The following is a 20627-nucleotide window of genomic DNA, read 5'->3' on the forward strand; positions in this document are numbered from 1 at the left end:
GATGGGCGACGCGCGCACCGAGCGCTCCGTGCCCGCCGGCCCCGCCGCGCTCACCGCGGACGACCTGCGGCGCGCGGTGCGGGCCGCCGAGGGGATCCTCGTGGAGGCCGGCGTCCCGTCCGCGCGCCACGACGCGGAGGCCCTCGCGGCCTGGAGCCTCGGCCTGCCGCGCCTCGAGTGGTACCGGCTCCCCGCGGGCGACGCCCCGCTCGCCCCCGCGCTCCCGGCGGGCGCGACCGACCGCTTCCTCGCCGACTACGCGGGCGCGGTGGAGCGCCGACGGGGCCGCGAGCCGCTCCAGCGCATCGTCGGGCACACGGTGTTCCGCCACGTCACGGTCGAGGTGCTCGACGACGTCTTCGTACCCCGCCCGGAGACGGAGACGGTCGCGCAGGTCGCGGTCGACGAGGCGGCACGGCTCCTCGGGGACCCGGCGCGCGCGGACCGGCCGCCGCTCGTCGTGGACCTGTGCTGCGGGTCGGGCGTCATCGGGATCAGCGTCGACGTCGAGGTCCCGGGCTCGCGCGTCGTCGCGGTCGACCTCTCGCCCGACGCCGTCCGCGCGACGACGGCGAACGCCGCGCGCGTGGGGTCGGGCACCCAGCGCACGCTCGTCGGCGACGTGGGCGACCCGGCCCTGCTCGCCGAGCTCGACGGGACGGTCGACGTCGTCGTGTCGAACCCGCCGTACATCCCGCCGGACGCGGTGCCGGTCGACCCCGAGGTCCGCGACCACGACCCCGACCTCGCGCTCTACGGGCGCGGCGCCGACGGGCTGGAGGTGCCGCGCGCCGTCGTGCGCGCCGCCGTGCGCCTGCTGCGGCCCGGCGGCCTGTTCGTCATGGAGCACGCGGAGGTGCAGGCCGCCGACGTGCGCGCGGCCGCCCGCGCCGCGGACGCGTTCGTCGAGGTGCGCACCCTGACGGACCTCACGGGCCGCGACCGCATGGTCGTGGCACGACGAGCCGGTGCGGCCGGTGACCCGGGGTCGCCGCACGGGCGTGGAAGGATGGACCCGTGAGCTCCGTCCACCCCGTGACCGACCCGAACACCTGGGGCGCCGGCATCGACGAGGCGGTCAACGCGATCGCTCGCGGTGGCCTCGTCGTGCTGCCCACCGACACCGTCTACGGCATCGGCGCCGACGCGTTCGACGCCGAGGCGGTGTCCGCGCTGCTCGCCGCGAAGGGCCGCGGCCGGCACATGCCGCCCCCGGTCCTCGTCCCCGACGCGCGCACGCTCGACGGCCTCGCCACCGACGTGCCCGACGACGCCCGCCGTCTCGTCGAGGCGTTCTGGCCCGGCGGGTTCACGATCATCCTGCAGGCCCAGCCGTCGCTCGCGTGGGACCTCGGCGAGACGCACGGCACGGTCGCGCTGCGCATGCCCGACCACCCGGCCGCGCTCGCGCTCCTGCGCCGCACCGGGCCCCTCGCCGTGTCGTCCGCGAACGCGACGGGCCGCCCCGCGGCGCTGCACGTCGACGACGCGCGCGAGCAGCTCGGCAGCGCCGTCGGCGTCTACCTCGACGGCGGGACGGCGCCCGGGGGAGTGGCGTCCACGATCGTCGACGCGACGTCCGGCGCGCTGCGCGTCGTGCGGCAGGGGGCCGTGACGCTCGAGCAGCTGCGCGAGGTCGCGCCCGTCCTCGGCCCCGACGACGAGCCCGCGCCGGAAGCCGCCCCGGAGGCGCCGGAGACGGCGCCCGCCGAGGCGGCGAGCTCCACAGCGCCCGCCGCGACCCGAGGCTCCGGCGACGCCGGGGAGCCGGAGGCGAACGGCGGGTGAGGGTCTACCTGCTCGTGATGCTCGTCGCCGCCGCGGTGACGTTCCTCGCGACACCCTTCGCGCGCTGGGTCGCGCTGCGCACGGGCGCCATCACGGCGGTGCGCGACCGCGACGTCCACACCATCCCCACCCCCCGGCTCGGCGGTCTCGCGATGCTGCTCGGGCTGGTCGTGGCGGTCGTCTTCGCGTCGCAGATGCCCTTCCTCGAGAGCGTGTTCGTCGGCGAGGTCGCGGGACGGATGGTCGCCGACGCCCGGATCTGGGGGATCGTCGGCGCCGCGGCGATCGTCTGCCTGCTCGGCATCGCCGACGACATCTGGGACCTCGACTGGATGACCAAGCTCGCGGGCCAGGTGCTCGCGGCGGGCCTCATGGCGAGCCAGGGCGTCGTGCTGTTCACGCTGCCCATCCCCATCGGGGAGCAGCAGCTCATCTGGTCCTCGCGCCTCCAGCTCGTCGCCACGATCCTCGTGGTCGTGGTGGCCATGAACGCCGTGAACTTCGTGGACGGCCTCGACGGCCTCGCGGCCGGCCTCGTCGCGATCGGCGGCGCCGCGTTCTTCCTGTACTCGTACGTGCTCACCCAGAAGGCGAGCGCCGACGACTACTCGAGCCTCGCGACCCTCGTCATCGCCGCCCTCGTCGGCATCTGCGTCGGGTTCCTGCCGCACAACTTCCATCCAGCCAGGATCTTCATGGGGGACTCGGGCTCGATGGTCCTCGGCCTCGTGTTCTCCGCCGCGGCCATCGTCGTGACGGGCCGGGTCGACACGACCACCCTCTCCGGGGCGCAGCAGATCCCGGCGTTCATCCCGCTCCTCCTGCCGCTCGCGGTGATCCTCCTGCCGCTGCTCGACATGGCCATGGCGGTCGTGCGCCGCGTCGCGCGCGGCAAGTCCCCGTTCCACCCGGACCGCATGCACCTGCACCACCGGATGCTCGCGATCGGGCACTCGCACCGGCGCGCCGTGCTCATCCTCTACGTGTGGACGGCCGTGTTCGCGTTCGCCGCCGTCGCGCTGGTCCAGTGGCACTGGCACGGCGTCGCCGCAGGGCTCACGGCGGCCGTCGTCGCCGCGGCGCTCCTCACGCTCGGACCGCTGCGCACGCGCGGGCGCTTCCTCGACGACGACGCCGCCGCGGCGGTCGACGTCCCGCCGGTGCTCGCGCCCCCCACCTCCTCCGCGCCCGGGTCCAGCGACCCGGCCGCGTCGTCCGCCGTCCCCACCCCGCCGAAGGAAGCCCTGAGATGACGACGAGCCAGCCCGAGCCCGCCCGCCCGGACCACGGACCGGACGCCAGGCCGGAGGGCGCGACGGAAGACAGGTCGGGCAGCGCGGCGACCGAGGGCGCCGTCGAGCAGACGATCGGCGCGCACGGCCGCGCCGTGCGTGCGGTGTTCCGCACCGCCCTGCGCGACGTGCTGGTGCTGCTCGGCGCGCTGACCGTGCTCGGCGTCGCCGTCGGTGCGCTCGTCGCGGGGCTGCCGGGCGTCTGGGGCGCGCTCCTGGGCGTGGGCGTCGCCCTGATCTTCTCCGCGACCACGGTCTGGACGATGCTGCGCACCGTCGACTCCAGCCCGACGACCACGGCCGCGGTCGTCATGGCGAGCTGGCTCGGCAAGATGGTGGTGCTCATCGCCGTCCTCGTCGTGCTGCGTGGCATGGACTTCTACGACCGGTGGGTGTTCGCCGGGGTGCTGCTCGTCGGCGTGGTCGGCTCCGCCGCGCTCGACTACCGGGCCGTGAGCAGGGGACGGATCCCGTACGTCGACCCCGCGGCGCGCTGACGTACCACCGGCGCGCCGCCGACGTACCACGGGGCCGCCGCGCGGGGGGAGGGACCCTCGTCCCGCAGCATGAGCAAAATGTCACAAGCGGCCGGGAACGGCGAGAGCACGCGGATCCATACGTTAGGCTACTGGCGAATCCATGACGGCCAGGTCCGACGGCGTGCCCACCCACGGGTGACGGCTGCCCGGACCACACGACCATTGGGAGTCCACCCTGTCCACGCTTGCGACCCCCGTGCTCCTCGCTGCATCCGAGAGCGAAGGTGGCTTCCACGCGCCGTCCATCGCCGACTTCTTCCCGCCGGCGATCCTCTTCGAGGGCACCATCTTCCAGATCGACCGGATCTGGATCGTCCGGATCGTGGCCACGATCGTCCTTCTCGCGATCTTCGTCGTCGCCGCGCGTCGGGCGCGCCTGGTCCCCGGGCGCTTCCAGAACGCGATCGAGATGATGCTGGACTTCGTCCGGGTCCAGATCGTCGAGGAGATCATGGGCAAGGAGCACGCCAAGCGCTTCGTGCCGATGATCACGACGATCTTCTTCGCGGTCCTCGCCTTCAACCTCACGGGCATCATCCCCGGCCTCAACATGGCCGGTACCGCCCGCATGGGCCTGCCCTTCCTGCTCGCGCTGTGGGTGCTCGTCACCTACTGGGCCGTGGGCATCAAGGCGCACGGCCTCGGCGGCTACCTCAAGAACAGCCTCTTCCCCCCGGGGATCCCGGCGCCGATCTACCTGATCGTCACCCCGATCGAGCTGCTCCAGATCCTCATCATCCGGCCGGCCTCGCTCGCGATCCGTCTCGTCGCGAACATGGTCGCGGGCCACATCATGCTGGTCCTGTGCTTCGCCGCGACGCAGTACTTCGTCTTCGAGGCGGTCCCCGCGATGAAGGCCTTCGGCGTCCTGACGCTCGCCGGCGGGCTGATCTTCACGCTCTTCGAGCTCCTCGTCGCGGCCCTGCAGGCCTACATCTTCGCGCTCCTCGCGTCGGTGTACCTGAACATCGCGCTCGAAGAGGAGCACTGACCCGAGGCCGCACCGCGCGCCCCGACCGACCCTCTCCCACCACGCACCACTCAATGTGACGCCCGGCCGACCGGTCGGGCGCCCAACGGAAGGAACGAGCACACGTGGACGTCACCACCCTCGCCGAGGTCTCCGGCAGCATCAACACGATCGGTTACGGCATCGCCGCGATCGGCCCGGGCATCGGCCTCGGCATCCTCATCGGCAAGACCGTCGAGGGCATGGCCCGCCAGCCTGAGGTCGCCGGCCAGCTCCGCGCCACCATGTTCCTCGGTGTCGCGTTCGTCGAGCTGCTCGCGCTGCTCGGGCTCGTCGCCGGCTTCCTCTTCCAGTGATGACGGCGCTGGCTGACGCCGCGCTGACCCTCGCGGCGGAGTCCGGCGAGGAGCCGGCAGGCATCGACCTGTTCCTCCCCGCCGGCTACGACATCCTGTGGTCGGCCGTCGTCCTCGTCATCATCGCGGTCGTCTTCTACAAGGCGGTCCTGCCGAAGTTCCAGGCGGTACTGGACGAGCGCACCGCGAAGATCGAGGGCGGTCTGGCCAAGGCGGAGTCCGCCCAGGCCGAGGCCGCGGCGGCGCTGGCGGAGTACCACCAGCAGCTCCAGGAGGCACGCACCGAGGCGGCGAAGATCCGTGAGGAGGCGCGCGCCGAGGGCTCGGCGATCGTCTCCGACCTGCGGGCCAAGGCGTCCGACGACGCCGCGCGCATCGTCGAGACGGCGCACCGCCAGATCGAGGCCGAGCGCCAGCAGGCCGCGGTCTCGCTGCGCAACGACGTCGGTCTGCTCGCGACGGAGCTCGCCTCCAAGATCGTGGGCGAGTCGCTCGCCGACTCGGCACGCCAGAGCCGTGTCGTCGACCGCTTCCTCGACGAGCTCGAGGCCGCGGGTCCCGCGGCGGCGAGCGCGGCGGGCACCGGTCCCGGCACCGAGGAGCGCTGATGCGCGGAACGAGCGGCGAGTCCCTGACGCAGGCGCGGGACCGGTTCGAGCCGGTCCTGCGCTCGGCGGGCGAGAGCGCGCTCGCGCTCGGCGAGCAGCTCTTCGCGGTCACGGCGGCGCTCGACGAGTCGGCGCCGCTGCGGCGCTCGCTCGCGGACCCGTCCCGCTCCGGTGCGGACAAGGCGGCGCTGATCACGGCCGTCCTCGCGTCGGGCTTCGACGAGCGCGTCGTCGACCTCATGGCCGGCCTCGTCCGGTCGCGGTGGTCGCGCGAGAGCGACCTCGCGGACGCGACCGAGCGCCTCGGCCTGGAGGCGGTCCTCGCGTCCGCCCAGTCCCGTGGTGCGCTCGAGCAGGTCGAGGACGAGCTCTTCCGGACGTCGCGCGCGCTCGTCGGGCAGCGCGAGGCACGGCAGATCCTCTCCGACGACACGATCGACCCCGAGCGTCGCGCCGCCTTCGTGCACGCGCTGCTGGGCGGGAAGGCCGACCGTGCGACCGAGGTGCTCGCGGTCCACGCGACGCGCGCGCTGCGCGGGCGCCGGTTCGTCCCGACGCTGGGCTGGATCGGTGAGGTCGCGGCCGAGCGTCGGCAGCGGCTCGTCGCCTCCGTGACGTCGGCGACGGTGCTCACGCAGGCACAGCTCGACCGCCTCTCGGCGCTGCTCGAGCGGGCCTACGGGCGCGCCGTGCAGCTCAACGTCACGGTCGACCCCGCCGTCCTCGGCGGGATGCGCGTCCAGGTCGGTGCCGACGTCGTGGACTCCACGGTGCTGGCCCGGCTGGCCGACGCGCGCCGACGTCTCGTGAGCTGACCGGCCCACCCTTCCGACCGACGACCGTCCTGCCGGCCACCGGCCGCACAACCGACAAACGTTCGACCGCACCCGAACCACGAGGTGCGGCCACGACAGGAGAAGAGCAATGGCTGAGCTGACGATCCGGCCGGAGGAGATCCGGGCCGCTCTGGACAGCTTCGTGAAGTCCTACGAGCCCGAGGGCGCCGTGTCCGAGGAGGTGGGCCGGGTCACCCTGGCCGCCGACGGCATCGCCCAGGTCGAGGGTCTCCCGGGCGCGATGGCCAACGAGCTGCTGCGCTTCGAGGACGGGACCCTCGGTCTCGCCCTCAACCTCGACGTCCGCGAGATCGGTGTCGTCGTGCTCGGCGAGTTCACCGGCATCGAGGAGGGGCAGGAGGTCCGTCGCACGGGCGAGGTCCTCTCCGTCCCGGTCGGTGACGGCTACCTCGGTCGCGTCGTCGACCCGCTGGGCAACCCGATCGACGGCCTCGGCGAGGTCGCGACGGAGGGCCGCCGCGCCCTCGAGCTCCAGGCGCCCGGCGTCATGGCGCGCAAGTCGGTCCACGAGCCCCTCCAGACGGGCCTCAAGGCGATCGACTCGATGATCCCGATCGGCCGCGGTCAGCGTCAGCTGATCATCGGTGACCGCCAGACGGGCAAGACGGCGATCGCGATCGACACGATCATCAACCAGAAGGCGAACTGGGAGTCGGGCGACCCGACCAAGCAGGTCCGCTGCATCTACGTCGCCATCGGCCAGAAGGGCTCGACGATCGCGTCGGTCCGCGGCGCCCTCGAGGAGGCCGGCGCGCTCGAGTACACGACGATCGTCGCGGCCCCGGCGTCCGACCCGGCTGGCTTCAAGTACCTCGCCCCCTACACCGGCTCGGCCATCGGCCAGCACTGGATGTACGGCGGCAAGCACGTCCTCATCGTGTTCGACGACCTGTCGAAGCAGGCCGAGGCGTACCGCGCCGTGTCGCTGCTGCTGCGCCGCCCGCCGGGCCGCGAGGCGTACCCCGGTGACGTCTTCTACCTGCACTCCCGCCTCCTCGAGCGTTGCGCGAAGCTCTCGGACGAGCTGGGCGCGGGCTCGATGACGGGTCTGCCGGTCATCGAGACGAAGGCGAACGACGTCTCGGCGTACATCCCGACGAACGTCATCTCCATCACGGACGGGCAGATCTTCCTCCAGTCCGACCTCTTCAACGCGGACCAGCGTCCGGCCGTCGACGTCGGCATCTCGGTGTCCCGCGTCGGTGGTGACGCCCAGGTCAAGGCGATGAAGAAGGTCTCGGGCACGCTGAAGCTCGAGCTCGCGCAGTACCGCTCGCTCGAGGCGTTCGCGATGTTCGCGTCCGACCTCGACGCGGCGTCGCGCGGCCAGCTCCAGCGGGGTGCGGTCCTCATGGAGCTGCTCAAGCAGGGCCAGTACTCGCCGTTCCCGGTCGAGGAGCAGGTCGCGTCGATCTGGGCCGGCACCAAGGGCAAGCTCGACGACGTCCCCGTCGAGGACGTGCGCCGCTTCGAGTCCGAGATGCTCGACCACCTGCGCCGCAACACGGACGTCTTCTCGACGATCGTCGAGACGGGCAAGCTCGAGGACGCGACCGAGGCGCAGCTCTCGGAGGCGGTCGACGCCTTCCGTGCCGGCTTCCTCAAGGGTGACGGCACGCCGCTCGTCGGCGGCGACACCGAGGACGAGACCGAGACGGAGATCGAGCAGGAGCAGATCGTCCGGCAGAAGAGGGCCTGAGCATGGCCGGATCCCAGCGCGTCTACAAGCAGCGGATCAAGTCGACGCAGTCGCTCAAGAAGATGTTCCGCGCGCAGGAGCTCATCGCCGCGTCGCGCATCGGCAAGGCCCGCGACCGCACCGCGGCCGCGGCGCCGTACGCCCGGGCGATCACCCGGGCGGTGTCGGCCGTCGCGACGCACACGACGACGCAGCACCCGCTGACGAGCGAGCGCACGGACACCAACCGTGTCGCGGTGCTCGTCGTCGCGTCCGACCGCGGCATGGCCGGCGCCTACTCGGCGTCGATCATCCGCGAGACGGAGCGCCTCGTGGAGCGGCTCGCCGCCGAGGGCAAGGAGGTCGCGCTCTACGCGGCCGGCCGTCGGGCGATCCAGTACTACACGTTCCGCGGGCGCGAGCTCGCGGGCACGTGGTCGTACGGGTCGGACGCCCCGAACGCGGAGGTCGCGGGCGAGATCGCCGAGACCCTGCTCGGTGCGTTCCTCGCGCCGGCCGCCGAGGGCGGCGTGAGCGAGCTGCACATCGTCTACACGCAGTTCGTCAACATGGTCACGCAGCGCCCCCGCGTCGTGCGGATGCTCCCGCTCGAGGTCGTCGAGGGCGTCGCCCCCGCCGGCAAGCACGACGTGCTCCCGCTGTACGACTTCGAGCCCTCGCCGGAGGCGGTGCTCGACGCGCTGCTCCCGCGCTACGTCCGCAGCCGGATCTTCAGCTGCCTCCTCGAGGCGGCGGCGTCCGAGCTCGCGGCGCGGCAGCGGGCGATGCACACCGCGACGGACAACGCGGAGGACCTCATCCGCAACTACACGCGGCTCGCGAACCAGGCGCGCCAGGCGGACATCACCCAGGAGATCAGCGAGATCGTCTCGGGTGCCGACGCCCTGGCGGCGTCATGACGGGCCGCGAGGCCCGCGCGGCCAGCACCATCACCGACATCCTGACCGAACCCGCCGGGGACCACTCCGGCACTGCGAAGCGAGGCCAGCAATGACCGCCACCACCGTGGAAGCACAGGTCGAGCACTCCAGCGGTCCCGGCGTGGGCCGAGTCGCTCGTGTGATCGGCCCCGTCGTGGACATCGAGTTCCCGGCGGACGCCATCCCCGACATCTACAACGCGCTGACCGTCGACATCGACCTGTCGTCGCAGGGCGAGGGCGAGAAGTCGTTCACGCTCACGCTCGAGGTCGCCCAGCACCTGGGCGACTCGCTCATCCGTGCGATCGCCCTCAAGCCGACGGACGGCCTCGTCCGCGGCGCGCAGGTCACCGACACGGGCGCCCCGATCAGCGTCCCCGTCGGCGACGTCACCAAGGGCAAGGTCTTCAACGTCACGGGCGACGTCCTCAACGCCGAGCCCGGCGAGACGATCGAGATCACCGAGCGCTGGCCGATCCACCGCAAGCCCCCGGCGTTCGACCAGCTCGAGTCGAAGACCACGATGTTCGAGACGGGCATCAAGGTCATCGACCTCCTCACCCCGTACGTGCAGGGTGGCAAGATCGGCCTCTTCGGTGGTGCGGGCGTCGGCAAGACGGTCCTCATCCAGGAGATGATCCAGCGCGTCGCGCAGGACCACGGCGGTGTCTCGGTGTTCGCCGGCGTCGGTGAGCGCACGCGTGAGGGCAACGACCTCATCCACGAGATGGAGGACGCGGGCGTCTTCGACAAGACCGCCCTCGTCTTCGGCCAGATGGACGAGCCCCCGGGCACGCGTCTTCGCGTCGCGCTCTCCGCGCTGACCATGGCGGAGTACTTCCGCGACGTGAAGAAGCAGGACGTCCTCCTGTTCATCGACAACATCTTCCGCTTCACGCAGGCGGGTTCCGAGGTGTCGACGCTGCTCGGGCGCATGCCGTCCGCGGTCGGCTACCAGCCGAACCTCGCCGACGAGATGGGTCTGCTCCAGGAGCGCATCACCTCGACGCGTGGTCACTCGATCACGTCGCTCCAGGCGATCTACGTCCCGGCGGACGACTACACCGACCCGGCGCCGGCGACGACGTTCGCGCACCTCGACGCGACGACCGAGCTCTCCCGCGAGATCGCCTCGCGCGGTCTGTACCCCGCGGTGGACCCGCTCGCCTCGACGAGCCGCATCCTCGACCCGCGCTACGTGGGCCAGGAGCACTACGACGTCGCGACGCGCGTGAAGTCGATCCTGCAGCGCAACAAGGAGCTCCAGGACATCATCGCGATCCTCGGTGTGGACGAGCTCTCGGAGGAGGACAAGACGGTCGTCGCGCGTGCGCGCCGCATCCAGCAGTTCCTCTCCCAGAACACCTACATGGCCGAGAAGTTCACCGGCGTCGTGGGCTCGACGGTCCCGCTGAGCGAGACCATCGAGGCGTTCAAGAAGATCGCCGACGGCGAGTTCGACCACATCTCCGAGCAGGCCTTCTACAACATCGGTGGCCTCGAGGACCTCGAGCGCAACTGGGCCCGCATCCAGAAGGAGTACGGCGCCTGACCCGACGCTCGCACGGGGCCGGGCCGTACGGTCCGGCCCCGTGGGCGTCGCTCCCGACCCGGTCCGCCGTACGCGGACCGGGCGTCGTCCCGGACAGCACACCGGGCATGAACCGCCCATGAAGGAGTTCCCGTGGCACAGCTGAACGTCGACCTCGTGGCGGCGGACCGCAAGATCTGGTCGGGCCGCGCGCAGCGGGTCACGGCCCCCGCGGCGGACGGCGAGATCGGCATCCTCGCGGACCACTCGCCGCTGCTCTCCGTGCTGCAGGAGGGCTCGGTACGCATCGCGGGCGAGGGGGAGTCCCTCGAGGTCCGCGTCTCCGGCGGGTTCCTCTCCGTCGACTCGAACCAGGTCACGATCGTGGCGGACTCCGTCGAGTCCGTACCGGCCCGCTGACCTCCGCCCGACCATGACGCCCCTGGCCTGGATCGCGCTCGGACTGCTCGTCCTCGTCCTTGTCGCGATCGGGCTGGGGGTGTGGCGTCTGCGCGCCCTGTCGCACCGCGTCGGCTCGTTCGAGTGCGGCGCGCGGCGCGCGGGCGCCCCCGGGGCCCCCTGGGTCGCGGGCATCGCGCACTACGGCGTCGGCCGCATCGACTGGTGGCGGCTGTGGTCCGTGTCGCTGCGGCCCGCCCGTACCTGGTCCCGCTACGACCTCGTCATCGCGGGCCGTGAGCCGCTCGCCGGCGAGGCGTCCGACACCTACCTCGTCCGCTGCCGCTACCGCGGCCAGGACTTCGAGCTCACGATGTCGCGGGCCGCCTACGAGGGCCTCGCCTCCTGGCTGGAGGCCGCGCCTCCGGGGCGGCGCGACGTCGTCGTCTGAGGCGTCGCCCGGGGGCAGACGCCGTGACCGGACCGCCCACCACCGACCCGGAGGACCCGCCTCATGCGCCTCGTCGTCGCCCGCTGCTCCGCCCGCTACACGGGCCGCCTGTCCGCCCACCTGCCGCTCGCGACGCGCGTGCTCATCGTCAAGGCCGACGGGAGCGTGCTGCTGCACTCGGACGGCGGCTCTTACAAGCCGCTGAACTGGATGAGCCCGCCGTGCTCGCTCGCGGTGCGCGCGCCCTCCGACGAGGCGCGCGAGCGCGGCGTCACGGAGGTCTGGGCCGTCCAGCACGCGAAGAGCGACGACCGGCTGGAGATCGAGCTGCACGAGGTGCAGCACGACAGCTCGCACGAGCTCGGCGTCGACCCGGGGCTCGTCAAGGACGGCGTCGAGGCGCACCTCCAGGAGATGCTGGCCGCGCAGATCGAGCTGCTCGGCTCGGGCCACACCCTCGTGCGCCGCGAGTACCCGACGGCGATCGGTCCCGTCGACATCCTCGCCAAGGACCCGCTCGGCGCGACGGTCGCGGTCGAGATCAAGCGCCGGGGCGACATCGACGGCGTCGAGCAGCTCACGCGCTACCTCGAGCTGCTCAACCGCGACCCGTTGCTCGCGCCCGTGCGCGGCGTGTTCGCCGCGCAGGAGATCAAGCCGCAGGCGCGCGTGCTCGCGACGGACCGCGGCATCGGCTGCCTCGTGCTCGACTACGACGCGATGCGCGGCGTCGACGACGTCGACTCGCGTCTCTTCTGACGCCCGTCCCACCGCCGAGCAGGCGGTCGTGGTCCGTCCCGACCCCCGGACGAGCCACCACCGCCTGTTCGTCCCGCCAGGACGGCCTGCTCGGCGGCTGACAGCAGCAGCTGGCCTCTCGGAGCGCGCCGTCAGCGCACCGCGCGCCGGTCCTGCACCGCACAGGACGGGATCGTGCCGTGGTAGTTTTTGAACATGTTCAAAAAAGGCCTGGGCGCATGACCGCGACGCCGAAGTCCGAGCGGACCCGCGCGCACCTGCGCGAGGTCGCGATCCGGATGCTGCGCGACGTCGGCTACGAGCGCACGACGATGCGCGCCGTCGCGGCGGAGGCGGGCGTGAGCACGGGGAACGCGTACTACCACTTCCCGTCCAAGGACGCGCTCGTCCAGGAGCTCTACCTCGACGTGCAGCGCGAGCACGCCGCGCTCGCCGCCCCGGTCCTCGCGGCGGGCGGGTCGCTCGCCGACCGGCTGCGCGGCGTGTGGGGCGCGGCGATCGACGCGTTCGCCCCCTTCCACGCGTTCGGCGCGGAGTTCGTCTCGGTCGCGATCCGTCCGGGCTCCGACGCGAGCCCGTTCTCGGCCGCGTCGACCGACGCGCGCGACCTCTCGCGCGGTCTCTTCGAGGAGGTCGTGGCGGGGACGTCGTCGCGCGTCCCGGCGCACCTCCGGGCGCGCCTGCCGGAGCTGCTCTGGCTGGCACAGCTCGGCATCACGCTCTTCTGGGTCTACGACTCCTCGCCGGGGTTCGCGCGCACGCGCCGCCTCGTCGACGGCGGTGCGGCGCTCGTCGGCAACCTCGTCCGGCTGGCACGCCTCCCGGTCGCCCGCGGCGTGGTCGACGACGCCCTGCGCCTCGTCCAGGACGTCTCGGCGCCGGCCCCGAGCCGCGAGGCGTCGTCGTGAGCCCGGCGGGGGAGGTGGTCGTCGAGCTGCTCGTGGCGCTCGGCGCGGTGGTCGTGCTCCCGATCGGCCTCCGGCTCCTCGGGCCGCAGATCGTCCCGGCGCCGCGCAGCGCCGCGTGGCCGCTCGCCGGCGCCGCCGCCGTCGTGAGCCTCCTGCTGCCGCACAGCCGGCTGGCCGTCGTGCTGACGCTGCCCTTCGTCCTCGCGTCCGCCGTCCTGCTCGGGGCGGGCGTCCGCCTCGCCGTGCGCACGCTGCGCGACGTCACGATTCCCGCCCGCCCGGGGCGCGCGCACGCCGTCGGGCCCGGTGCCGACCTGGGCGACGTGGCGCCGCGCGTCGACCTCGCGAGCCGGCTCGCGACCGTGACCGCCCTCGTGCTGCCTGCGGTCGGGGCGAGCGCGCTCGTCGCCGAGCGCGCGGGGTGGGGTCTGCTCGGGTTCTCGGGCACGTACCTCGCCCTCACGGTGCCGCACATGCTCTACGCGGGCTTCGGAGCGGCGCTCGTCGCCGGCGCGGTCGCGCGGCTCGCCCCGGGCGACCGGCTCGCGACGGCGGGCGCGTGGGGCGTCCCGGCCGGGACGGCGCTCGTCGTCGTCGGGTACTTCGTGGGCGACGTCGCCGAGCTCGTCGGGGCGGTCGTCCTGACGCTCGCGCTGTGGGCGACGGCGGCCGCCGTCGTGCGGTCGCTCGCGCGCCCCGGCGGACGGCCGGCCGCGGCCCGGGCGCTGCTCGGCACGGCGGCCGTCGTCGTGAGCGCGTCGATGGTGCTCGCGCTGTGGTGGGCGGGGGGCGAGGCCTTCGGGTTCGCCCACCCGAGCCTCGACGTCATGGCCGCGACGCACGGGGTCGGGAACGCGCTCGGCTTCGTGCTGTGCGCGCTGCTCGGCGTCCGGCTGCTCGCGCGCGACGGCACGACCCCGTCCCCGGCAGGGGACCCGGACCCGACGAGCCCCCGCCCGGGGGCCGAGAGGAGCACGGCATGACGTTCACCTACCCCGAGGTCGGGGCGACGCGCACGGACCGCTGGCCCAGCGGGTACCGGCACCTGCACGTGCGGCGCCGCCTCACCGACCGCGCCCGGCCGCCCGAGGACCTCGCCCGGCTGGGCGAGCAGCTCCTCCGGTGGCAGGTGCACGCCGCGGCGCGCGTGCGGCTCGAGACGGACGCCCCGGTCGCCGCCCCGGGCGTGCGGGTCACGACCCTGCTGGGCGTCGGGCGCCTGCGGCTGCACGAGCCGTGCGAGGTCGTGTGGGTCGAGCGCACCGAGCGACGCGTGGGCTTCGCCTACGGGACGCTCCCGGGCCACGCTTTCGTGGGGGAGGAGCGGTTCGCCCTCGAGCGCGACGACGCCGGGGACCTGTGGTGGCGCATCGACGTCTTCAGCCGCCCCGTGCTGTGGTGGGTGCGGCCGTTCTCGTTCGCCGTGCCGACGTTCCAGCGGCTGTTCGCGCTGCACCTCGGACGGGGCGCGCGACGGCTCCTCGAGGCGTCCGACGGCTGACCCGAGAGGTTTGCACGCCGGGTGTACGAAGTGCGCCAGAATGGCCCCATGACCGACGCCGTCCGCAGCCCCCGTCCCGACCAGCAGCCTGGCACCACGCGCGTCCTCGCGGGCCGCGTCGTCACCCCGGACGGGGTGCTCGACGACGGCGTCGTGGCCGTCCGCGACGGACGGGTCGCGTGGGTCGGCCCGCGCGCGGAGGCGGCGGCGGCCGGGTTCCCCGACGTGCCCGCCGGGGACGGGGCGACCCTGCTCCCGGGCCTGGTGGACGTGCACGACCACGGCGGCGGCGGGTCGAGCTTCCCCGACGCGACGAGCGCGGCCGAGGCGCTCGGCGGGGCGCGCGAGCACCTGCGGCACGGCACCACGAGCCTCGTCGCGTCGCTCGTGACCGCGCCGCGTGACGTCCTGCTCGCCCGCGCGGCGACGCTCGCCGACCTCGCGGAGGCGGGCGAGATCGTCGGCATCCACCTCGAGGGCCCGTTCCTCTCGGAGGTGCGGTGCGGCGCCCAGAACCCGCACGACATGCTCGACGGCGACCCGGGGCTCGTCCGGGAGATCGCCGCCGCGGCGCGCGGGCACCTGCGCACCATGACGGTCGCGCCCGAGGTGCCGGGCGTCGTCGGGCCCGCTGGAGTGATCGAGACGCTCGTCGAGGTCGGCGCCGTGCCGTCGATCGGGCACACGGACGCGACCACCGAGCAGACCGAGGCGGCGATCGCCGCGGGCGTCGCGGCCTTCGCCGCGGCGGGACGGCCGGGCGCGCGGCTGACCGCGACGCACCTGTTCAACGGGATGCGCCCGCTGCACCACCGCGAGCCGGGGCCCGTGGCCGCGTGCCTCGCGGCGGCCGCGCGCGGCGAGATGGTCGTCGAGCTCGTCGCCGACGGCACCCACCTCGCGCACGGCACCATCCGCAGCGTCGTCGAGCTCGTCGGCCCGCACGTGGGGGCGGACGGCGCGGTCGCCGGGCCCGACGCCGTCGCGCTCGTCACGGACGCGATGGCCGCGGCGGGCATGGCCGACGGCGCGTACGAGCTCGGCCCGATGCGCGTCACCGTCGCGGACGGCGTCGCGCGACTCACCGAGGGCGGCTCCATCGCCGGCGGCACGTACCACCTGCTCGACGTCGTGCGCGAGACGGTCGAGGCGGGCGTGCCGCTCGTCGACGCGGTCCGCGCGGCGTCGTGGACGCCGGCCGGGGTGCTCGGCCTCGACGACCGCGGCGGGCTGGTCGCGGGGCTGCGTGCCGACGTCGTCGTGACGGACGGCGACCTGCGCGTGCGCGAGGTGCTGCGCGGCGGGGAGAGCGTCGACCTCTCCGCCTGACCTCGGGCCCGCCGGGGACCGGTCGAGCCGCCGGGCGGTGCTGCCGCCCGGCGGCTCGATCGCGTCCGGACGTCCTCGCAGGTCGGGGCGCCCGCGGAAACGAGAGAGCGTGCTCTCGCACGACGGACTTGACTCCACCCATTTGTTCAACCAATACTCGTAACATCGAAGCGCTTCGACGACGCGTTTCGACGAAGCGCTTCGACGGCCGAGGTGCGGGACCGGACCACAGGGGAGTGGTGAGGATGGCGACGATGCAGGACGTGGCGCGACGCGCGCAGGTCTCGCTGAGCACGGTCTCGTACGCGCTGTCCGGCACGCGCCCGGTCTCCGACGCCACGCGCCGGCGCATCGAGGACGCCATGGCCGAGCTCGGCTACCAGCCCAACGCGATGGCCCGCGGCCTCGCGTCCCGCCGCAGCCACGTGCTGGCCCTCATCTACCCCGCGATGGAGAAGGGTCTCGGCGGCACGGTCGCGGAGTTCGTCTCGTCGGCGGCGGAGACCGCGCGCGAGAACGGTTACCACCTGGTCCTGTGGCCCTTCCGCACGACCCAGGCGCCCGAGGTCCGCGACCTCGTGCGCCAGGGGATGGCGGACGGCGTCCTGCTCATGGAGGTCGCGCTCGACGACGCGCGGGTCGACGTGCTGCACGAGGCCGGGGTCCCGTACACGATGATCGGCCGGACGCGCGACGTGACCGACCGGCCGTCGGTCGACATCGACTTCGAGCGCACGACGGACGACGCGGTCCAGCACCTCGTCGACCTCGGGCACCGGCACGTGGCGCTCGTCAACCACTCGCAGGCGACGGCGGACGACGGCTACGCGCCGACGTTCCGTGCCGAGGAGGGCTTCGAGGCGGCGATGCGCCGTCGCGGGCTCGAGCCGGTCGCGCTGCGCGTCGACGAGTCGCCGAGCGCCGGCCGCGACGCCGTCGCGACGCTGCTCGCGCGCGAGCCCCGCCTCACGGCGTTCGTGACCATGAACGAGATCGCGACGTTCGGCGTCGTGGCCGAGCTCCAGCAGCGCGGCGTCGCGATCCCCGGCGACATGTCGATCCTGTCGATCGTCACGTCGCCCGGCGTCGGGGAGATGAGCAACCCGCCGCTCACCACCATGCACGCCCCCGGGGCCGAGCTCGGCCGCCTGGGCGTGCAGAAGCTGCTGTCCCTCGTGGACGGCTCCCGTCCGAGCACACCGAACGTGCTCATCCCGTGCGTCCTCGAGCCCGGCAGCAGCGTCGCCCCCGCGGCCGGCCGGGCACCGGACGACGACCCCGAGCCCGCGGCTCGCTGAAACACCGACCGGCCGGGCGACGCCCGGCCGCCCTCCGGCCCTCGCCGGAACTCGATGAGGAGGACACGCACATGCTGCGATCCCGGAAGATCTCGCTCGTCGCTGCCGTGGCAGCGCTCCCACTCGCCCTCGGGGCGTGCGGGAGCTCCGGCGGCAGCGGCGGGTCCGACGACCAGACCCTGACGATCTGGCACTACGAGAACGAGGACTCGGCCATGGGCCAGGCCTGGGCCAAGGCGATCGAGATCTTCGAGGAGGAGAACCCGGACGTCGACGTCGTCGTCGAGAAGCAGACGTTCGAGCAGATCCAGAAGAACGCCAAGATCGTCCTCACCGGCGACGACGTGCCGGACGTCATGGAGTACAACAAGGGCAACGCGACCGCCGGCCAGCTCGCCGCGCAGGGTCTGCTGACCCCGCTCACCGACGCGGCGACCGAGCGCGGCTGGGACGAGAAGCTCAGCGGCTCGCTCCAGACGACCGCGACCTACGACGACCAGGGCCTCATGGGCTCGGGCGAGTGGTACGGCGTCCCGAACTACGGCGAGTTCGTGCAGGTCTACTACAACAAGGACATGTTCGCCCAGTACGGGCTCGAGGTGCCGACGACGCTCGAGGAGCTCGAGACCGTCATGCAGGCGTTCAAGGCCCAGGGCGTCACGCCGCTCGCCGAGGCCGGCGCCGAGTACCCGATGGGCCAGCTCTGGTACGAGCTCGTGCTCGCGAACTCCGATCGCGACTTCATCGACCAGTACCAGCTCTTCGACGGCGACCCCGACTTCCACGGTCCCGAGATGACGCAGGCGACCGAGAAGCTCGACTCCTGGATCAAGGACGGCTACGTCGCGTCCGACTCCGCGGCGCTCACCGCCGAGGACATGGGCGTCTCGTTCATCAACGGCACCTACCCGATGATGGTCTCCGGCTCGTGGTGGTTCGGCCGCATCGTCGAGGAGATGGACGCCGACTGGGGCCAGTTCAACTTCCCCGGCAACACGCTCCAGGTCGGCTCGTCCGGCAACCTGTGGGTCGTCCCCGCGAACGCGGACTCGCCCGACCTCGCCGAGGAGTTCATCGACGTCACGCTGCGCCCCGAGGTGCAGGACATCCTCGCGGAGAAGGGCGGCCTGCCCGTCGCCGGTGACGCGTCCGTCATCACGGACGAGCGCACGCAGCAGCTCACCGAGAACTTCCAGGCGATCCTCGACGACGACGGCCTCGCGTTCTACCCCGACTGGCCCGTGCCCGGCTACTACGACGTGATCGTCAGCGAGCTCCAGTCCCTCATCAACCAGTCGAAGTCGCCGACCGAGGTGCTCGACGGCCTCGAGTCCGCCTACGTGGACGGCAAGGCGGACCTGCTCGACAGCTGAGCGGAACCGCCCGTCCCGGGCGGCCGGCCGGCACCTGCGTCGGCCGGCCGCCCGGGCACCACCCGAGCACCGCCCGAGGACCTCCCGCGAAAGAGACCGTCATGACCACCCGCACCGACACCGTGCCCGAGGCCGGGCCCGGACCCGCGCGCGAGGCGTCGCGCGCGACCGCGGCACGCCGCCGCCGTCGCCGGCCCGCCTGGCTCCCGTACCTGCCCTACCTCCTGCCCGGCGCGGTGGCGTTCGTCGTCGTGATCGGCTACCCGTTCGCGATGAACGTCTACTACAGCCTGTTCAAGTGGCGCGGCGGCATGGCGCCGATGCGCTGGTACGGGCTGGGGAACTACGCCGACCTGATGCACGACTCGGCGTTCTGGACCTCGTTCCAGAACTCCATCGCGATGATCCTCGCGATGGTCGTCGTGCCGACCCTCGTCGGACTCGTGCTCGCCGCCGTGCTGTTCGACTACCTCGGCCGCCGGTTCGGGCCTCGCGTCGCGGCGTTCCTGCGCGCGACGTACTACCTGCCGCAGATCCTCCCCGTCGCCGTGGCCGGCGTGCTGTGGAACTGGATCCTCAACGCCCAGACCGGCGCGCTCAACGTCATGCTGCGCGGGATCGGGGTCGAGAACCCGCCGAACTGGCTGGGCGACACCTCGACCGCGCTGCCGAGCGTCATGCTCGTGCTCATCTGGGTGCAGATCGGCTACCCCGTGGTCATCTTCATGTCCGCGCTCCAGCGCGTGGACCCCGAGCTCTACGAGGCCGCCGAGCTCGACGGCGCCGGCTGGTGGCGGCGCTTCGGGGCCATCACGATCCCGCAGATCCGTCCCGAGACGTTCGTCGTCACGCTCACCTGCACCGTCGCGGCGCTCAAGGTCTTCGGGCCCATCTACGTGCTCACGCGCGGCGGTCCCGAGAGCTCCACGCTCGTCCCGAGCTACTACTCGTACCTGAACTTCTTCGACAAGTCGAAGGTCGGCTACGGCGCCGCGGTGGCGACCGTGCTCACCCTCGTCATCATCGTCGTCGCCGTCGTGATCCTCGCGCTGCAGAGCCGCGCCGAGCGTCGTGAGCAGGAGGGCCGCTGATGTCCACCGTCACCACCACCCCCGCGGACGCCGTGGCGCCGGGCGCCGGCGCGTCCCGCCCCCGCCGCGCCCTGCGCGCCACGCGGCAGGACGAGCGCTACCGCCGCGGGATCGGCCGCTGGTTCGTGCTCGCCGCGGCGGTGCTCGTCGCGCTCCTCATGCTGTCGCCGTTCGTCATCATGGTGCTCAACGCGTTCAAGTCCCCGGCCGAGTACTCCCAGGACGGGCCGCTGAGCCTCCCGAGCGAGCTCTACCTCGACGGCGTGCAGAACTTCTGGACGCGCACGAACTTCCCGCAGAAGCTCTGGAACTCCGTCTTCATCTCGGCGCTCGTCGCCGTGTTCGGCACGCTCCTGTCGCTCCTCAGCGCGTACGCGATCGGCGTCGGCCGCATCAAGGGCCGGCTGTGGATCGTCACGCTGTTCCTCGTGGCGAACATGCTGCCGCAGGAGGCGCTCATCTACCCGCTGTTCGACATGGCGCAGAAGGTCGGCCTGTCGAACTCGCAGTGGTCGATCATCATCATCTTCACGGTCATCCAGGCGGCGTTCGGCACCTACCTGCTCTCGTCCGTGCTCGGGACGTTCCCGCCCGCGCTCCTCGAGGCGGCGCAGCTCGACGGCGCCGGCCGCTGGCGCATCCTGTGGCAGGTCGTGTACCCGATCGTCCGGCCGACGCTCGGCGTCCTCATGATCTTCTTCTTCATCTGGACGTGGAACGAGTTCTTCATCCCGCTGGTCATGCTGACGACCAACGACACCCAGACGATCCCCATCGCGCTCGCGTCGCTCCAGGGCGACCGGATGATGGACGCCCCGACGACCAACGCGGGCGCGCTCGTCTCGCTGATCCCCGCGCTGATCTTCTTCCTCATCTTCCAGCGCACCCTCACCCGCGGCGTGACGGCCGGCGCCGTCAAGTGAGGCCTCCGGCCTGACGCCCCGAGACACCGATACGC

The 20627-nt window shown here is 72.8% G+C and carries 22 protein-coding genes; all 22 read left to right on the top strand.

What is annotated here, in order from left to right:
* The first annotated feature begins 1 nt into the window (after nt 1).
* The 22 genes from prmC to BXA05_RS15880 all read left to right on the top strand — a co-directional run bounded on the left by prmC (nt 2) and on the right by BXA05_RS15880 (nt 20592).
* Entirely contained in the window at nt 2-1021 is a 1020-nt protein-coding gene (prmC, locus tag BXA05_RS15775; RefSeq protein ID WP_083711942.1) for a peptide chain release factor N(5)-glutamine methyltransferase, read from the top strand.
* Nucleotides 1018-1788 carry an L-threonylcarbamoyladenylate synthase gene (locus BXA05_RS15780; RefSeq protein WP_076405991.1) on the top strand — a complete coding sequence of 257 codons (771 nt, stop codon included), beginning with the start codon at nt 1018-1020 and terminating at the stop codon, nt 1786-1788. The genes prmC and BXA05_RS15780 overlap by 4 nt, the downstream gene beginning before the upstream one ends.
* A complete protein-coding gene (locus BXA05_RS15785) occupies nt 1785-3041 on the top strand; it encodes a glycosyltransferase family 4 protein (RefSeq protein WP_082774708.1) in 1257 nt (418 codons plus the stop codon). The genes BXA05_RS15780 and BXA05_RS15785 overlap by 4 nt, the downstream gene beginning before the upstream one ends.
* Entirely contained in the window at nt 3038-3577 is a 540-nt protein-coding gene (locus tag BXA05_RS15790) for a Cg1360 family ATP-synthase-associated protein (RefSeq protein WP_240949296.1), read from the top strand. The genes BXA05_RS15785 and BXA05_RS15790 overlap by 4 nt, the downstream gene beginning before the upstream one ends.
* 238 nt (nt 3578-3815) lie before the next feature.
* A complete protein-coding gene (atpB, locus tag BXA05_RS15795; protein ID WP_021482770.1) occupies nt 3816-4610 on the top strand; it encodes a F0F1 ATP synthase subunit A in 795 nt (264 codons plus the stop codon).
* 104 nt (nt 4611-4714) lie between these two features.
* On the top strand, nt 4715-4945 hold the full coding sequence (locus tag BXA05_RS15800) for an ATP synthase F0 subunit C (protein ID WP_021482769.1): 231 nt from the start codon (nt 4715-4717) through the stop codon (nt 4943-4945).
* A complete protein-coding gene (locus BXA05_RS15805; RefSeq protein WP_061268775.1) occupies nt 4945-5553 on the top strand; it encodes a F0F1 ATP synthase subunit B in 609 nt (202 codons plus the stop codon). The genes BXA05_RS15800 and BXA05_RS15805 overlap by 1 nt, the downstream gene beginning before the upstream one ends.
* A complete protein-coding gene (locus tag BXA05_RS15810; protein WP_076405994.1) occupies nt 5553-6368 on the top strand; it encodes a F0F1 ATP synthase subunit delta in 816 nt (271 codons plus the stop codon). The genes BXA05_RS15805 and BXA05_RS15810 overlap by 1 nt, the downstream gene beginning before the upstream one ends.
* A gap of 109 nt (nt 6369-6477) precedes the next feature.
* Nucleotides 6478-8109: a F0F1 ATP synthase subunit alpha gene (atpA, locus tag BXA05_RS15815; RefSeq protein WP_034653508.1), complete on the top strand. Its 1632-nt coding sequence runs from the start codon at nt 6478-6480 to the stop codon at nt 8107-8109.
* A gap of 2 nt (nt 8110-8111) precedes the next feature.
* The gene (locus BXA05_RS15820; RefSeq protein ID WP_021480884.1) at nt 8112-9008 is read left to right on the top strand and encodes a F0F1 ATP synthase subunit gamma; all 897 of its coding nucleotides are present in this window, start codon (nt 8112-8114) and stop codon (nt 9006-9008) included.
* Nucleotides 9009-9099: 91 nt separating this feature from the next.
* Complete coding sequence (gene atpD, locus BXA05_RS15825) at nt 9100-10581, top strand: F0F1 ATP synthase subunit beta (RefSeq protein ID WP_021480886.1); 1482 nt, start codon at nt 9100-9102, stop codon at nt 10579-10581.
* A 132-nt stretch (nt 10582-10713) separates the two neighbouring features.
* Complete coding sequence (locus BXA05_RS15830) at nt 10714-10980, top strand: F0F1 ATP synthase subunit epsilon (RefSeq protein WP_021480887.1); 267 nt, start codon at nt 10714-10716, stop codon at nt 10978-10980.
* Nucleotides 10981-10993: 13 nt separating this feature from the next.
* Nucleotides 10994-11410 carry a DUF2550 domain-containing protein gene (locus tag BXA05_RS15835; RefSeq protein ID WP_034653511.1) on the top strand — a complete coding sequence of 139 codons (417 nt, stop codon included), beginning with the start codon at nt 10994-10996 and terminating at the stop codon, nt 11408-11410.
* Between the two features lie 63 nt (nt 11411-11473).
* Entirely contained in the window at nt 11474-12169 is a 696-nt protein-coding gene (gene nucS, locus BXA05_RS15840) for an endonuclease NucS (RefSeq protein ID WP_021480889.1), read from the top strand.
* 218 nt (nt 12170-12387) lie between these two features.
* Nucleotides 12388-13077, top strand: coding sequence for a TetR/AcrR family transcriptional regulator (locus tag BXA05_RS15845; RefSeq protein ID WP_076405996.1), 690 nt, complete (start codon nt 12388-12390; stop codon nt 13075-13077).
* Nucleotides 13074-14060, top strand: coding sequence for a YndJ family transporter (locus BXA05_RS15850; protein WP_076405998.1), 987 nt, complete (start codon nt 13074-13076; stop codon nt 14058-14060). The genes BXA05_RS15845 and BXA05_RS15850 overlap by 4 nt, the downstream gene beginning before the upstream one ends.
* Nucleotides 14057-14578 (top strand): DUF1990 domain-containing protein, encoded by a 522-nt coding sequence (locus BXA05_RS15855; RefSeq protein WP_076405999.1) that lies wholly within the window; start codon nt 14057-14059, stop codon nt 14576-14578. Before BXA05_RS15850 ends, BXA05_RS15855 begins: the two co-directional genes overlap by 4 nt.
* Nucleotides 14579-14626: 48 nt before the next feature.
* On the top strand, nt 14627-15907 hold the full coding sequence (locus tag BXA05_RS15860) for an N-acetylglucosamine-6-phosphate deacetylase (RefSeq protein ID WP_076406001.1): 1281 nt from the start codon (nt 14627-14629) through the stop codon (nt 15905-15907).
* 254 nt (nt 15908-16161) lie between these two features.
* A complete protein-coding gene (locus BXA05_RS15865; RefSeq protein WP_076406112.1) occupies nt 16162-17205 on the top strand; it encodes a LacI family DNA-binding transcriptional regulator in 1044 nt (347 codons plus the stop codon).
* 71 nt (nt 17206-17276) lie between these two features.
* Nucleotides 17277-18578, top strand: coding sequence for an ABC transporter substrate-binding protein (locus BXA05_RS15870; protein WP_076406003.1), 1302 nt, complete (start codon nt 17277-17279; stop codon nt 18576-18578).
* A 101-nt stretch (nt 18579-18679) separates the two neighbouring features.
* Entirely contained in the window at nt 18680-19669 is a 990-nt protein-coding gene (locus BXA05_RS15875) for a carbohydrate ABC transporter permease (protein ID WP_081599874.1), read from the top strand.
* The gene (locus BXA05_RS15880; RefSeq protein ID WP_083711944.1) at nt 19669-20592 is read left to right on the top strand and encodes a carbohydrate ABC transporter permease; all 924 of its coding nucleotides are present in this window, start codon (nt 19669-19671) and stop codon (nt 20590-20592) included. Before BXA05_RS15875 ends, BXA05_RS15880 begins: the two co-directional genes overlap by 1 nt.
* Nucleotides 20593-20627: the final 35 nt, after the last annotated feature.

This window comes from Cellulosimicrobium funkei, from assembly GCF_900155925.1.
Classification (GTDB): domain Bacteria; phylum Actinomycetota; class Actinomycetes; order Actinomycetales; family Cellulomonadaceae; genus Cellulosimicrobium; species Cellulosimicrobium funkei.

Bases quoted from the DNA above. Each gene is read 5' to 3' on its own strand.
- prmC (WP_083711942.1), top strand. From the start codon at position 2: ATGGGCGACGCGCGCACCGAGCGCTCCGTGCCCGCCGGCCCCGCCGCG.
- BXA05_RS15790 (WP_240949296.1), top strand. From the start codon at position 3,038: ATGACGACGAGCCAGCCCGAGCCCGCCCGCCCGGACCACGGACCGGAC.
- BXA05_RS15805 (WP_061268775.1), top strand. From the start codon at position 4,945: ATGACGGCGCTGGCTGACGCCGCGCTGACCCTCGCGGCGGAGTCCGGC.
- BXA05_RS15810 (WP_076405994.1), top strand. From the start codon at position 5,553: ATGCGCGGAACGAGCGGCGAGTCCCTGACGCAGGCGCGGGACCGGTTC.
- atpA (WP_034653508.1), top strand. From the start codon at position 6,478: ATGGCTGAGCTGACGATCCGGCCGGAGGAGATCCGGGCCGCTCTGGAC.
- BXA05_RS15820 (WP_021480884.1), top strand. From the start codon at position 8,112: ATGGCCGGATCCCAGCGCGTCTACAAGCAGCGGATCAAGTCGACGCAG.
- atpD (WP_021480886.1), top strand. From the start codon at position 9,100: ATGACCGCCACCACCGTGGAAGCACAGGTCGAGCACTCCAGCGGTCCC.
- BXA05_RS15835 (WP_034653511.1), top strand. From the start codon at position 10,994: ATGACGCCCCTGGCCTGGATCGCGCTCGGACTGCTCGTCCTCGTCCTT.
- nucS (WP_021480889.1), top strand. From the start codon at position 11,474: ATGCGCCTCGTCGTCGCCCGCTGCTCCGCCCGCTACACGGGCCGCCTG.
- BXA05_RS15845 (WP_076405996.1), top strand. From the start codon at position 12,388: ATGACCGCGACGCCGAAGTCCGAGCGGACCCGCGCGCACCTGCGCGAG.
- BXA05_RS15855 (WP_076405999.1), top strand. From the start codon at position 14,057: ATGACGTTCACCTACCCCGAGGTCGGGGCGACGCGCACGGACCGCTGG.
- BXA05_RS15860 (WP_076406001.1), top strand. From the start codon at position 14,627: ATGACCGACGCCGTCCGCAGCCCCCGTCCCGACCAGCAGCCTGGCACC.
- BXA05_RS15865 (WP_076406112.1), top strand. From the start codon at position 16,162: ATGCAGGACGTGGCGCGACGCGCGCAGGTCTCGCTGAGCACGGTCTCG.
- BXA05_RS15870 (WP_076406003.1), top strand. From the start codon at position 17,277: ATGCTGCGATCCCGGAAGATCTCGCTCGTCGCTGCCGTGGCAGCGCTC.
- BXA05_RS15875 (WP_081599874.1), top strand. From the start codon at position 18,680: ATGACCACCCGCACCGACACCGTGCCCGAGGCCGGGCCCGGACCCGCG.
- BXA05_RS15880 (WP_083711944.1), top strand. From the start codon at position 19,669: ATGTCCACCGTCACCACCACCCCCGCGGACGCCGTGGCGCCGGGCGCC.